The following is a 14,104-nucleotide window of genomic DNA, read 5'->3' as shown; positions in this document are numbered from 1 at the left end:
AACACAGAAGTTAAGCTTCATAGCGCTGAGAGTAGTTGGAGGATCGCCTCCTGCGAGGGTAGGACGTTGCCGTGCACTTTAAATAAAAGACCTCTATAGTTGTTATTATAGAGGTCTTTTATTTTAAGATAACAAATTTTATATCTATTTATGAAATGAATACTGTAATAGAGTGATTACATTTTATTTAGAAGTACGATATAATGGAGAATAAAAAGGGGGACTAATTTTATGAAAACACGCAAAGAGATGAAACGTGAAGTGCGCCAGACCTTTAAAGGAAGATGGGGTAAAGCAATAAATCTTACTTTACTAGAAAGTATACCAATGATAATAGCTTCAATTGGGTTGACAGCTGTCATTGGTTTAATTTTTAAACTATTAATGTCGGACGTTTCGTCTACAGGTAATTTTGTACACACAATTGCTGATAATAATTCTCAGGGATCTTCGGGATTGAATTTCACAGTAAATACGGGTGTTACAATTATTGCAACATTAATTGTAACAGGTATTAGTTTTACATTTTTGGATTGGTTAAGAACAAAGGATAGTTCTTTTTCAGTTATTAAAGGTATGTTTAGTGTTTTTTCTAAAGAATATTTTGTTGGGTGTCTAGTTCTATATATTATTCAATATATTTTTACTATATTATGGACATTATTATTTATAATTCCTGGAATAATCAAACGTTATAGCTATTCTCAAACTTATTTTATTTACAAAGATTGTGTTACAAGTGGTCGAAGTGAAGATATGAATTATTTAGATTATGTAACTGAGAGTCGGAAATTAATGGATGGACATAAGATAGAATTATTTGTATTACAGTTGAGCTTATTAGGCTGGGCTATTTTATCTGTATTAACATTAGGTATTGGCTTTTTATGGTTCATACCATATAAATCCGCTGTTTATGCAGAATTTTATCGTGGATTAGCAGAAGATAAATTTACATCAACAGTTTTTAACACAAACAACTAAAGCACAATAGAAATATCGTTACTAAGAGATGCGTTTTTAAAAGCTGATTTCTTAGTAACGATATTTTTTATTATAGAAAATCATTATGTTTAAGGTATATATATAGCCCTAGCATGAAAAAAGTAGTTAATAGAGTTATCGTAATCCATGCTAGTGGAGTACTTTCCAGTGGGAGTTTTACGTTCATACCATAAAAACCTGTAATAATGGTTGGAATAGTTAAAAGAAGAGACCATCCTGTCAAAAACTTCATAATATCATTTAAGTTATTGTTCAAAATGTTATTAGAAGTTGTAGATATCTTTTCAGTAACTTCATTAGAAATTTGTGCCATTCGTGAAGACTGTTCTGTTTCAATTAAAATATCATCTAGCTTTTCTTGGGCTTCTTTAGTTATTTGAGATGTTAGCGGGGTATGTCGTAAACTTTCTAGCATCATTAGATTTGTTTTAATACTGCTAGCAAGATAAACTAAGCTTTTCTCTATTTGGGCAAGTTTACGCAAATCCTTATTGATAATAGTATTATTCAAGTTTTTATCTAGTTGATTGCGCTCATTATTTAATTTATCCAGTGCTTGATTGAAGTATTTTGCAGCATGTAATAAAAATGTCATTATAAATTCAGTTGTACTTTTGATATCTTTAATACTATCATGCTTAAATTGCTCAAAAACATAGGCTGTTTCATTGGTATGAAATGTAAAAATTGTAGTACCTTGTAGCAAAAAAATAATTGGTCTAGTAGTAAAATGTGCAGTATCAGTATTTGGCCATAATGGAACATCATACACTACTAATTCGCTTTGGGTATGACTGTCGTAGTCATAACGAGGACGTTCTTGCTTATCTGAAACATAACCAATTATTTCAGGAGTAAAACGAAATAAGCGCTTTAGTTGACTTACATCGTTGTCATCAAGTTCAGTAACATCAAACCAGTTGTAATTTAGAGGTGCCTTACCATTAATTTCCTGTCTTGTGATCACATCAATATCCTCCATCATTAAGCTAGTCTAACGTTATTTTACCATATTAATTTGTTAAATTGATTTATATAGTTTGAAACATGTTCATTTTTATGCTTCAGTTTATTTCTAATAAGTTTAGGGTCAAATGATGGTAAATCGTGTTATATATAGAATACAAAAAAAGAAGAGGATTTCTCTTCTTAAAATTTAATGTGTCAATATAATACTACAATCTAAATGTTGAAGAACTACGAATGAATTTTACAGGTAAAACATATTGAGTTTGAGATAGTTTTTTATCTGGTTCTGCGATACGTTGTTGTAAAAGATTAACAAGCAAAGCTGCAATATCTGGGATTGGTTGAGCTATTGTTGATAATTCAGGATGATAATCTTGAATAAACTTTGTACCGTCAAAGCCAACTACTTTTAAATCCTGAGGAACACGGATATTTAGCTTTTGGGCCATTTGTAAAACTAAGACGGCAGTAAGATCATCTGTGCACATAATACCATCAGGATTATGTGTTTCGAGCAATTTTCGAATTGATACTGATTTTATTGTTGCAGATTCTGAAAAAGCAACAGAATGAACGTGGGCGGTTAAATCAAGTTTTTTGATAGCATCTTGATAACCGTTCAAACGATAATCAGTTGGATGGCCCTTGCGCATAGCACTACCTAAAAAATAAATATGTTTACAACCAGCATGATATAATTCTTCAGTTGCAATCCAACCACCTTGATAATTGTCGCAACTCACAATAGGTATTTGTTCAGAAAGTTTACGGTCAAAAGATACAATCGGAAGTCCGACTTTATTATATTCATCAATCCCAAGATTATGTGCGCCCGTAATAATGCCATCCACTTGGTTAGCAATTAACATTCGGATATAGGCACGTTCTTTTTCTTTGTTATCAGCAGAATTACATAGGATTACTTTGTAACCGGCATTGAAAAACTTATTTTCAATTTGTTCAACAAGCTCCGCAAAAAATGGATTAGTAATTGAAGGGAAAATGACTCCAATTAGTTTGGTACTTTTACCATGTAAGGAACGTGCTAAAGAATTGGGTTGATAATTTAAGTCATGCATGGCTGCAAAAACTTTATCTTTGGTTTTTTGGCTGAGATAACCATAGTTATTAATAACACGTGAAACAGTTGTAGATGAAACACCTGCACGTTTGGCCACGTCGGTTAATTTTGGTCGCATAGCTAGTACCTCTCATATTCTATAGAATTAGATATGCTCGATTTGCCAGTATGTACCAGAATATCCAAGTGCTTTTGTGCTAGTAAAAGCAACTTTGGTATTTGAAGTAGGGGCAAAAAAACGCCCAGTAACTACTTGACGACCACCATTAATAAAAATCTCAAATAAGGATCCGTCAATGAAAATATCAAGGTCTAAACTTTCATTAGCAACAAGATCTACAGCACGAGTTGTACCATATTCAGTTGCATATTGTATACCAGCTGTGGTTCGGTCAACTGTCAAACGAGCATCACAATCGGTTGAAAAAACTAGTTTAAGACTTTCGCTAAGATTGGAGTTAGCTGCTAAATGTAAAGTACCAACCTGGTTGGCAGCTATAGTTACTTTAAGTTCAAATTGTTGTCCAGCAGTATCTTGAACTACTTGAACATTATTGATAGCAGATGATGTACGGATATTTACCCCGTTATGACGCAAATTTGCCATTTCGGGTACGGGACGTTGAATTAAAGTTCCATCCTCAGCAAGTGAAAGTTGTTTTACCTGGCTAAAACAATTTGCCCAGTTTTCAGTATCTGTTGGATAGGCAATATCAGGTAAGCCAACCCAGCTAATCGCATAAGTTTTACCATCGGGGGCATTGAAAGCTTGGGTAGCATATACGTCAAAGCCAGCATCTAAATTAAGTGGGCTTTTTTGGTTAGTTTCCATTTTAGCTGCATCAAATTTAAGTTGTTCTCCTACAATATACATATTAGGGTAGATGTTTTCATAAGCACTAACTTCATGGTCTAATCCTTGCGGACAGAAAATAAGTACTGGTTTGTTATCTACAAAAACAAGATTAGGGCATTCAATCATATAGCCCATCACTTCGTCAGAAAAATCGAGATAACCTAAATCATCCCAATTATGTAAGTCTGAAGAACGAAAAAGTGCAACTTGACCGCTTAAAGTTGTTTTATCTTGAGCACCTAAAAAAACATAGTATTGATCCCGATGTTTAATTAACTGAGGATCACGAAAATGTTCTGTTACGTGGTTAGGCGCTGTTAGCAATGGTTCGGGTAACTTAGTTACTTGTCCATCTTTGTCTAGTATAGCACCATTTTGATAGGAAAAGCGTGCCCAGTTTTTATCACGTACATTACCGGTATACATTAAAAATAGCTTTTCATCAATCACTAATGCTGAACCAGAATACGCACCATGACTATCATATTTTGTGTCAGCACCAAGGGCCAAACCTAAATTCTCCCAATGGACTAAATCACTTGATTGCATATGTACCCAAGATTTTAGACCATGTGTTGCTCCAAAAGGGTATGATTGATAAAAAACATGCCATTTTCCATTATAATAAGAAAAACCATTTGGGTCGTTTATAAGACCTGATGTAGGTCGAATATGGTATTTAACCTGATATTTTGAATTATTTGCCTGCGCTTGAAGCTGCAGTAATGTTTCGGCGTCCCATTGATTGTATGGTAGGTAACGCTTCTCCCTTGTCCATTCCATTATATATGCTCCTCCTTGATATGAAACCGTTGTCTTGCCTATTAAATTTTATCTCAAAATTGTTTTTGTGTCAATCGAACTACATATTATAGTAATAATTATATCTGGTATAGCAGCGTTTAATATGTTAGTATAATTCTTTTAATAAAATTTTGTGATAAACGATTGACATATTTTGAGAATGCGTTATCATAATAATTGTAGATAACCGGAATCGGTTACAATTGCAATTATTTTTAGTGAATTTTTTCAATCAAAGGAGAGTGTTGTATAATGGCAATGAATTATAAGAAAGTTGCTTCTGACGTGATTCAAGCTGTTGGACGGGATAATATGGTTGCGGCAGCGCACTGTGCAACCCGTTTGCGTTTAGTTTTAAAGGACGATGGAAAGGTTGATCAAGGTGCATTAGATAACCAAGATGATGTCAAGGGAACATTTAAAACGAATGGTCAATATCAAATCATCATTGGGCCTGGAGACGTTAACTATGTCTATGATGAATTGATTAAGCAAACTGGTTTATCAGAGGCTTCAACTGATGATCTAAAACAGATAGCAGCTAAGGGTCAAAAATTCAATCCGGTCATGGCATTTATTAAACTGTTATCAGATATTTTTGTTCCAATTATTCCAGCTTTGGTTGCTGGTGGTTTATTAATGGCTTTGAACAACTTTTTAACATCAGAAGGTCTGTTTGGTCCTAAAGCATTAGTGACAACTTATCCAGCAATTAAGGGCATTTCGGATATGATTCAAGTTATGTCCGCTGCGCCATTTATCTTTATGCCGATTTTAGTTGGTATATCGGCGGCGAACCGTTTTGGAGCTAATCGCTTTTTAGGTGCTGCTGTTGGGATGATTATGACCACACCAGGTTTAGTTGATGGCAAGTACTGGAATATCTTTGGAATGCAAGTTTCTCAAGCTAACTATCAGTATCAAGTTATTCCTGTTTTAGCAGCTGTATATATTTTATCCGTTTTAGAAAAATGGTTGCATAAAAAATTGCCAGCTGCAGTTGACTTTACATTTACGCCACTTATTTCTTTAATGGTAACTGGCTTTTTAACATTTATTATTGTTGGACCAGTTATGCGTGGATTATCAGATGCAATTACATCTGGAATTGTTTGGTTATATGATACATTAGGTTTTGTCGGAACAGGTATTTTTGGTTTAGTATATTCGCCTATTGTTTTAACGGGATTACATCAAGCTTTCCCAGCAATAGAAACACAATTAATAACAGCTTTTACCCAGAATCATACAGGTTATGGTGATTTTATTTTCGTTGTAGCTTCAATGGCTAATGTTGCCCAAGGGGCTGCATGTTTTGCAATTTTTATGTTAACAAAAAACAAGAAGATGAAGGGGCTTGCCTCATCAGCGACGGTATCTGCTTGTTTGGGAATTACAGAACCAGCTTTGTTTGGGGTTAACTTGAAATATCGTTTCCCATTCTTCTGTGCTTTAATTGGGTCAGGAATTGCATCTGCACTTGCAGGGTTAACACATGTAATTGCCGTTTCATTAGGATCAGCTGCATTTCTTGGTTTCTTGTCAATTAATGCAAAGTCGATTCCAATTTATATAGTATGTGAATTAATTAGTTTTGCCGTTGCGTTTACACTTACCTTTATCTATGGTAAAGCACATAAAGATCAATTAGAGCCTGAAGTAGCAACAACAAGTCCAATTGCAACAGCAAGTGTAACAAATTCAGAAACACAAGTAGCAAAAGAGATGGTAGCACAAGTAGCTGATGTAGCTAATGAAGATATTGCTTCACCTGTTACTGGCACAGTTCAACCATTAAGCGAAGTTAATGATCAAGTCTTCTCAACAAAATTAATGGGTGATGGTGCTGCGATTATACCAACTGATGGGACAATATATGCGCCTGTAGATGGTGAAGTAACAGTTGCATATGAAACAAAACATGCCTATGGCTTGAAGTCAGATAATGGTGCCGAAGTTTTAATTCATATTGGAATTGATACAGTTAATTTAAAAGGTGCCCATTTTGAAAGCTTTGTAAAACAAGGACAAAAAGTTAAGCAAGGTGATAAGTTGGGAACTGTCGATGTAACCCAAGTAAAAGCAGCAGGATATGATCCAACAGTAATGGTAGTTGTTACAAATACAGGAAATTATGCTAGTGTTGATCGTGTAAATGTTACAGAAGTTAAACATGGTGATAATTTAGTAGCAGTAACAATACAATAGAATAGTAGTAAAAGTAACAACTCTATTTTTAAAAGTAAGTTCTTTTAAGATAGAGTTGTTTTTTGCTTTATAAATTTGACTTTAAGCTTTAAAATATAATTAGAATAAAGAAAGGAGAAGATTAAAATGTCAAGGGATATATTGATTGTTTATTTTTCGTTTTCAGATAATGTTGCCAGCGAAGTTAAACGTTTATGCTATGAAAAAGATGCCGATCTAATTCGATTAGAGCCGCGTAATCCATATCCAGAAAAATATGATGAGCGCAGGATTGCCATTGAAAAAGAGATTAGATTACATCATGTTCCAGAACTAAAAACGCAGATACCCGATTTAAAAAAATACAATGAGATCTATCTAGGGTATCCTTCCGTCTTTGGTGCTCATATTCCAATGATTGTGCATGCATTTTTTAGTTCCTTCAATTTAGAAGGAAAGACAGTAATTCCTTTTTCTGAAGTTATTGAAGAACCGTTACGTGCAACTATGTGTGAGATTACAGAGTTAGCCCAAAAACATGGTGTAAAAATTGAGAAACGTGAAATTTAGTGGGGAAACAATATGTTAAAAGTAAGCTCAGGTTGAGTCTAGGACAAAAGTCTTAGGCTCTTTTTGCTTATGAATATATGGTGCTAAAATGTTTATCCAAAGACAGTTAGTCGCGTTTAACCTTGTAAACCAAGCACCCCGCCCTCTAGAGGGTATCTGTTTCATGGCATCAAGGATCTCTAGCTAATTATTTTTTGTCTTACTCTCATTTAGTTGGATAATTTACAAGAAAATTTGATAACAACTTTGTTATCTATCTCTGCGATTGTGCTGCAGTAATCTTCTTGGTATAGCGGACCTTCTAATTTAGCAATAGCTTGCATTTGTTTCCTGACATTTAGAACACTAGTTGTCATTTCTTCATTTTTGAGCACTTTATAAACGCAAAGGTAGTTACCGATGGGTTTAATATAATTGGCATTTTGGGAAGCAACCTGTTTAAAAACAGTGAGTTTATTGGAATCGCTGTTGTCATTGAAAAGGACACCATATTGGATACCATAATCAAGTGAGTTTAGGATGAAACCAGGATCCATTTTAGTAACAAAGTAATACTCAGGAGCGGTTAAAGTTTCCGTAAAGAAAGTATTTTCACCTATTTTTTCAAAATGATGTAGTCTGTGGATTAAAAAGTTTAACTGTTTATCCATCGTATTAATAGTGTGGAGTTTCTGTTGTAATTTGAGATGTTGGGTAGCCAAAAAGGCGGCTTTATTTTCTAATGTCGGTAGATTAAAAAAATTGCTAATTTCTGTGAGGCTACTGCCTAATTCCTGTAATAACTTAATCGTACTTAAACGATCGGCTTGTTCCAGGGTATAGTAACGATAATTATTTTCTCCAATACGGATGGGTTTTAACAAGTCCAACTTGTCATACAGAAATAAAGTTTTTTTACTGATATGGCATAGTTTGGCAAATGCTCCGCTAGTTAGTTCTTCCAAAATAATTCCTCCTTGACTATAACCCTAGGGAATAGTTTATAAATAGTATAGCATTTGAAAAGAGGTAAGAAAATGAAGGAGTCATTAATTTTACGCCGCCGCATCATTTTTTTTGCGATACCTATTATTAGCGGACTATTTGTGCAACAACTGTATAGTGTTGTTGATATGGCAATAATAGGCAATTTTATTGGAGCAAATCAGTTAGCTGCGGTTGGTAATGCAGCTAATATCGTAATTCTTTTTTTAGTTGTATCTGGTGGTTTTGAAATGGCAGTTGAGATTATAGTTGCGAGATTAATTGGTAAGCAAGAAAATTGGGCAGCAAAAGCGGTAAATATTATTTTTATTGGTGGTCTTGCAGGAATTGGAATGGCAGTTTTAGGTTATTATATTTTTCCATTTGCTTTAAACTGGATTAATTTACCCAAACATCTAATGCAATACGCTTTAATTTATGGGAGGATCTATCTAATAGGCTTGCCCTTTATTTACATTTACGATATTGCCCGGGCAGTTTTAATTGCCAATGAAAAAACGAAACAAAGTTTTTATCTCCTACTAGGCTCGAGCGGGTTAAACCTGATATTAAATCTCTTTTTTATTATAATTTGTCATTTATCAGTTGCAGGTTCAGCTTTAGGAACGGTTTTAGCACAAGCACTTGTCATGATGTATACTTTGAAATTATTGAAGGGATATTTAAACAAGACAGAAGTTAAGCTTAATTTAGAAAAAGGAGAGCTATTTGAAATAATGCGGATAGCTTTACCTTACATTTTTCAACAATTTGCGATTACTTTTGCAATCACACTTGTTCAGGCCTGGATCAATCCTTTTGGAAATGAAATAATTATTGGCTATGTAGCAATTTCTAAGGTAATGGAATTAGCACGGATTGTTTTAATTGGATTCGCGCAGACATTGACTATTTTGGGGGCGCAAATGCTGACGGCTAAAAAAATAAAAGCAATTCAAGCAACTTATAAATGGTGTGCTGTTTATTCTTTGGGATATGTCGGAACAATGGCAATTCTTTCGGTATTAATTGCACCAATGATTGCGGGTGTTTTTTTTGATGTTGCTGAACATCAACCGGCATTTTTGTTTTTCAAAACATATTTAGTAGCGTTTAATGTAATTCAATTAGTAAGCATCTTTAAATTTTTGAATGAAGGTTTGTTACGTAGCATGGTGCATATGAAGGAATACCTGTATTGTAATGTAGGCGAATTGATAGTAAAGGTTATGGGAATATATATCTTATTACAACCTTTAGCAACTAATGCTTTTTGGAGTGCTGAATTATTAGCACGAATTCTAATGTTAGGGCTGTCTTATTATTATATTTTCAAATTTGCAAAAACTGATTTGAAAGTAACGAATAAATAAAAAGTTGGCTACTAGAATTAAACAGCTGCCAACTAAATTAAATAGTATTAACTAAGAAATACTTTTCCAATTATGAATAAAATTGAAATTCCTAACAAGATATTAAGAACTAATCCAAGCGGATTACAAGAATTAATAGACCAACCCATTCCGGAGATAGTTTTGGGGATAAGTAAAGGTTCATTAAATCCTCTAGCTTCAGGACGGGCGAGTCGTTGCCGGTAAACTGAAAGACCAAGTATGATTTCGACACAAACTAAAATCAAAATAGTGGCGAGTTTTGCATGTTGTGTGCCAAAAAAAGTAAGTGTTAAAAAAGCAAAGCAAAAAATCATTAAGATAAAGGTAATTGATAGACAGATATCTAAAATCTTTAGCAAAGGTTTTTTCATTGTAAACACTCCATTCTAAGGCTTATAAGCTGATTTAATTATAGATTTTAGTTGACTATTGTCAAGTGAATTTATAAATAATAGCGACGACAAAAATTCCCCTTTGCGTTTTGTTTTGCAAAAGGGAATTTTATCTGAATCTCAGTTAATTAGTTAAAATTTTATTTATTAGGTGTGAAAACGAGATGTTCATTAACAAAAGCGTTAAACCCAATTTGGCTCATTTCACGACCATAGCCGGAATTTTTGATACCGCCAAAAGGCAATTCAGGTAATGAAGCCCAGCCAGAGTTGATGAAAGACATACCAGTTTCTATTTTAGCAGCAACTTTAGCAGCGTGCTCAGGATTGCTACTAAAGACGGTACCGCCTAGTCCGTAGCTAGAATCATTAGCTAAGGCGATAGCTTCTTCTTCACTGTTAACTTTGTAGACAGAAGCTACAGGACCAAAGATTTCTTGATTATAGATAGGATTATCTTTAGTAATATTAGTTAAAATAGTAGGCATTACAAAGTATCCAGGATGATCAATTGGTTCATTACCATAAACGACATCTGCGCCATTTTCAACAGCTAAATCAATTTGGGATAAGACCTTGCGCTTAGCCGCAGCTGACGAAAGAGGTGCCAGTGTTGTTTTGGGATCCATTGGGTCACCCCATTTAGCTTGAGAAAAAGCTTCTTTAGCTATTTCAAGAAATTCTTCATATTTATCTGCCAAGACAATAAAACGTTTGGAAGAAGTACATACTTGACCAGCATTGTATAAGCGAGCAGCTGGAATTGTTTTTTTAACTTCATCCCAATCAGCATCATCTAAGATAATGAAGGCATCATTTCCGCCAAGTTCCAACGATGATTTTTTCAAGTTCTTACCAGCTTCAGCAGCAACACTTGCGCCACCACGCTCAGAGCCAGTTAAACAAACACCAGCTACGCGAGGGTCTGCAATTGCTTTGGAAACCTGATCATAACTGATGAAGAGATTTTTGAAACTACCAACAGGAGCGCCTGCTTCAAGCACTAAATCTTCAAAGGCAGCAGCTGATGCAGGACAGATTGAAGCATGCTTTAAAATCATTGGATTACCAACCATAAAGTTAGGCGCAAAAACACGCATGATTTGATATAGTGGGAAATTCCAAGGCTCTACAGCAACTAAAACACCAGTTGCCTGTTTTAAATAGTAAGCAGAACCAGCAGCAGTTTCTAAAGGAACAGGTTTTAGAAACTCTTCGGCTTTATCAGCAAAATAATCAGCGATAGTAGCACAGAGTTCAACTTCACCTTCGGATTCTGTGAGAAGTTTACCCATATCTTTTGTCATTACTTCAGCATATTTACGTTTGTCTTTGCGTAATAATGTGGCCACCTGATGAAGAATTGCTTTTCTTTCAGAGATATCTTCATCACGCCATTTTTTGTAAAGAGCATGTCCATTAGCTAATGCTTGCTCAAGTTCGGTATCTGTAGCATTCTCAAATTCATGTAAGATTTCATTTGTGTATGGATAAGTTGTTTTATAAGCCATTAAAGTTCCTCCTTACTTTTCTACAGTTAATTATATTCTTCGAGGAATCCGATTACAAGAGTTGGGGCTTGCTTTTTTATAATTGGTCCTTACCAAAAAGTGAAAAACAACACAATTAAAAATTTTTTTATTCAGTAAAAAAGACTTGCTAAATGAAGCAAAAATGAATACGCTTGAAGTATAGGAATATATTGTGTTCTAACTAGTGATAAATAACTAAATAGTTAGAAGTGAGGTCAATCACAATATGAGATAAAAAAATTGAACATTTTTAAGAAAGGAATTTTGCAATTCAAGTGATTTTTGTGGAATTGCAAAAAAATAATGATATGGAATTAGCAGCAATTTATCATCATCCTAATAGTGAGATGGCATATGCACTTAATCAAAAGGAATTTACAATAATTTTGCATTTGAAGCATAATGATGCTGCTCACGTGGAATTATTATATGGGGATCCTTACAGTCGTAAATTAAATGAGCATAACGAAGTTATTTGGCAATATGAAACTAAAGAGATGACGCGCGATATTCGTGGGGTTATCAGTGATTACTGGCAAGTGACGATCCCGATTACAAAGAGCAGACATTTAGAATATGTATTTAGAATTTTCGATAAAGAAAATGAACAGCTTTTATACGATGCTCGAAAAATAGTTTTATTTACTGAAGAAGCCTTTCGTGAAGTGCAGGGATTTAGAACACCCTATTTAGACACAAAAGAGGTAGCTAGTCTACCTAGTTGGGTTAAACAAACTATTTGGTATCAGATAATGCCAGATCGATTTGCGAATGGAAATCCAGCTAATGATAAACCAGGAACGTTGGCATGGAATAGTGAAGAACCAAGTGCAACCAACTTTTTTGGTGGTGATCTCCAAGGTATTATAGATCATCTTGACTATTTACAAGATATGGGAATTAATGGACTTGATTTAACACCAATCTTTACAGCATATTCTAACCATAAGTATGATTCAGCTGACTTTTGGAATGTTGACCCGTCGTTTGGCGATAAGGAAGTCTTAAAAAAGCTTGTCAATACGGCGCATAATCGTGGGATGCACGTCATGTTGGAAGGGACATTTGATCATATAAGTGATTTTTGTTTGCAATGGCAAGATGTGCGCAAATCAGGATCAAAATCACACTTTGCTAATTGGTTTAAGATACAAAAGTTTCCGGTACGGTATACATTAAGTGCAGATCCTAATTATGCACCAGATGCCAATTATGAAATGTTTGCAAATGACCCACACTTGCCTAAACTTAATTTGCATTCGATAGACGTGCAAGACTACATTTGCAAAGTTTTAACTTATTGGATTCAATTATTAGATATAGATGCATGGAAAATAAGTACAGCAGATGAATTTCCAAGTGAATTTCGAAACTACCTACATGAAAAAATCAGACAAATTAAACCGGATTTTTATTTAGTCGGTGAAAACAAGGATACGAATCTTAATTTAATGGAAGATACACTTTTTAATGGTAGTGTGAATTATCCATTAAGTAATACTATTAAAGATTATTTTCTGAATAAAAAAACAACTGTAGGTAGCTTGATTGAAACGGTTAATACGCAAATGTTACGTTATTGTAAGCAAAAAAATCAAGGAATGTTATTAACTTTGGATACGCCACAGACACCGCGAATTTTAAGCGAGTGTAAAGACGATAAGAAGTTAATGCGGGCAATGATAGCATATTTATTTATGCAAACTGGAAGTCCTGTCTTGTTGTATGGAACAGAGCTTGGGTTAAAGGGAGAAAATATACCTGCCAATCGAGCATGTATGCAATGGAATGTTAAGGAGCAAGACAAGACGATGTTGCGCTTTTTACAGATACTAATTGAATTTAGAAAAAAATATAGTGATTTATTGAATGATGGTCGGTACGAATGGGGTCAATACAGTAGTAAATATGACTATTTTAGTTTTACCCGCTCTTTAGGCGGAAAACGTATTTTTGCACTTTTTAATTTAGGGTATAGCAGTATTAAATTTGTTTTACCTCAAAAAGCAAAATTAATTTTAAGCCAGAATATGGTAACTGGTGAAGACCGTTTGGGGCAATATGGGTTTGTAATAATCGAAGCGTAAAGATGATAGAATACATTAAACATTATATGAGAATCAGGCTTGACATTTTTGTGTATCTTCGTTAGGCTATATAAAATAGATATATAACTAATTTTTAGTGAGGATAATTTGTCATGAATACATTGTTGATTACAAAAAATCAAAGTATGTGTTGCTGTGGAGCTCGTCTTAGACGGTCCACTTTTTTGGCAAGGATATAATGTAGCTAAAATTGAGGTGCGGATAAGACGAAATCTTTTTGGGATTTCGTCTTTTTTATATCTA

At 34.3% G+C, this 14,104-nt stretch carries 11 protein-coding genes; 5 read left to right on the top strand and 6 right to left on the bottom strand.

Going from position 1 to position 14,104, the window contains the following annotated elements:
• Nucleotides 1–231 precede the first annotated feature (231 nt).
• Nucleotides 232–984, top strand: a complete 753-nt coding sequence (locus LB941_RS09640; RefSeq protein ID WP_253361611.1) for a DUF975 family protein — start codon at nt 232–234, stop codon at nt 982–984.
• A 70-nt stretch (nt 985–1,054) separates the two neighbouring features.
• Here the strand turns inward: LB941_RS09640 and LB941_RS09635 are convergent, their stop codons facing one another.
• From LB941_RS09635 to LB941_RS09625, 3 genes are all read right to left on the bottom strand, one after another.
• Complete coding sequence (locus LB941_RS09635) at nt 1,055–1,972, bottom strand: magnesium transporter CorA family protein (RefSeq protein ID WP_253361609.1); 918 nt, start codon at nt 1,970–1,972, stop codon at nt 1,055–1,057.
• Between the two features lie 208 nt (nt 1,973–2,180).
• A complete protein-coding gene (locus LB941_RS09630; RefSeq protein WP_253361607.1) occupies nt 2,181–3,173 on the bottom strand; it encodes a LacI family DNA-binding transcriptional regulator in 993 nt (330 codons plus the stop codon).
• Nucleotides 3,174–3,200: 27 nt separating this feature from the next.
• Nucleotides 3,201–4,694 carry a sucrose-6-phosphate hydrolase gene (locus LB941_RS09625; protein ID WP_253361605.1) on the bottom strand — a complete coding sequence of 498 codons (1,494 nt, stop codon included), beginning with the start codon at nt 4,692–4,694 and terminating at the stop codon, nt 3,201–3,203.
• Between the two features lie 279 nt (nt 4,695–4,973).
• On the opposite strand from LB941_RS09625, the gene LB941_RS09620 reads away from it, so the two are divergent.
• Together LB941_RS09620 and LB941_RS09615 are read left to right on the top strand one after the other, a co-directional pair.
• The gene (locus tag LB941_RS09620; protein WP_253361621.1) at nt 4,974–6,923 is read left to right on the top strand and encodes a sucrose-specific PTS transporter subunit IIBC; all 1,950 of its coding nucleotides are present in this window, start codon (nt 4,974–4,976) and stop codon (nt 6,921–6,923) included.
• Nucleotides 6,924–7,049: 126 nt separating this feature from the next.
• Complete coding sequence (locus LB941_RS09615; RefSeq protein ID WP_253361603.1) at nt 7,050–7,472, top strand: flavodoxin; 423 nt, start codon at nt 7,050–7,052, stop codon at nt 7,470–7,472.
• Nucleotides 7,473–7,681: 209 nt separating this feature from the next.
• On the opposite strand, the gene LB941_RS09610 is transcribed toward LB941_RS09615, so the two are convergent.
• Nucleotides 7,682–8,416, bottom strand: a complete 735-nt coding sequence (locus tag LB941_RS09610) for a MerR family transcriptional regulator (RefSeq protein ID WP_253361601.1) — start codon at nt 8,414–8,416, stop codon at nt 7,682–7,684.
• A gap of 72 nt (nt 8,417–8,488) precedes the next feature.
• Between LB941_RS09610 and LB941_RS09605 the strand changes: the two genes are divergently transcribed.
• Nucleotides 8,489–9,808, top strand: a complete 1,320-nt coding sequence (locus tag LB941_RS09605) for an MATE family efflux transporter (protein ID WP_253361599.1) — start codon at nt 8,489–8,491, stop codon at nt 9,806–9,808.
• A gap of 47 nt (nt 9,809–9,855) precedes the next feature.
• Here LB941_RS09605 and LB941_RS09600 read toward each other — a convergent pair whose 3' ends face one another.
• Both LB941_RS09600 and LB941_RS09595 read right to left on the bottom strand, forming a co-directional pair.
• Complete coding sequence (locus LB941_RS09600; protein WP_253361597.1) at nt 9,856–10,200, bottom strand: hypothetical protein; 345 nt, start codon at nt 10,198–10,200, stop codon at nt 9,856–9,858.
• A gap of 161 nt (nt 10,201–10,361) precedes the next feature.
• The gene (locus LB941_RS09595) at nt 10,362–11,732 is read right to left on the bottom strand and encodes an NAD-dependent succinate-semialdehyde dehydrogenase (RefSeq protein ID WP_253361595.1); all 1,371 of its coding nucleotides are present in this window, start codon (nt 11,730–11,732) and stop codon (nt 10,362–10,364) included.
• Between the two features lie 305 nt (nt 11,733–12,037).
• Here LB941_RS09595 and LB941_RS09590 point away from each other — a divergent pair, with 305 nt between their 5' ends.
• Nucleotides 12,038–13,840: a glycoside hydrolase family 13 protein gene (locus LB941_RS09590; protein ID WP_253361593.1), complete on the top strand. Its 1,803-nt coding sequence runs from the start codon at nt 12,038–12,040 to the stop codon at nt 13,838–13,840.
• Nucleotides 13,841–14,104 lie beyond the last annotated feature (264 nt).

Origin of the sequence: Ligilactobacillus ubinensis, from assembly GCF_024160875.1 — a bacterium.
GTDB classification, from domain to species: Bacteria; Bacillota; Bacilli; order Lactobacillales; family Lactobacillaceae; genus Ligilactobacillus; species Ligilactobacillus ubinensis.
The sequence above is the reverse complement of the archived record's forward strand: the minus strand, read 5'-3'. Positions and strand labels throughout refer to the sequence as shown.

Excerpts from the sequence above, each read along its gene's own strand:
- LB941_RS09630 (WP_253361607.1), bottom strand. The coding sequence starts at position 3,173 with ATGCGACCAAAATTAACCGACGTGGCCAAACGTGCAGGTGTTTCATCT.
- LB941_RS09640 (WP_253361611.1), top strand. The coding sequence starts at position 232 with ATGAAAACACGCAAAGAGATGAAACGTGAAGTGCGCCAGACCTTTAAA.
- LB941_RS09595 (WP_253361595.1), bottom strand. The coding sequence starts at position 11,732 with ATGGCTTATAAAACAACTTATCCATACACAAATGAAATCTTACATGAA.
- LB941_RS09615 (WP_253361603.1), top strand. The coding sequence starts at position 7,050 with ATGTCAAGGGATATATTGATTGTTTATTTTTCGTTTTCAGATAATGTT.
- LB941_RS09600 (WP_253361597.1), bottom strand. The coding sequence starts at position 10,200 with ATGAAAAAACCTTTGCTAAAGATTTTAGATATCTGTCTATCAATTACC.
- LB941_RS09605 (WP_253361599.1), top strand. The coding sequence starts at position 8,489 with ATGAAGGAGTCATTAATTTTACGCCGCCGCATCATTTTTTTTGCGATA.
- LB941_RS09620 (WP_253361621.1), top strand. The coding sequence starts at position 4,974 with ATGAATTATAAGAAAGTTGCTTCTGACGTGATTCAAGCTGTTGGACGG.
- LB941_RS09625 (WP_253361605.1), bottom strand. The coding sequence starts at position 4,694 with ATGGAATGGACAAGGGAGAAGCGTTACCTACCATACAATCAATGGGAC.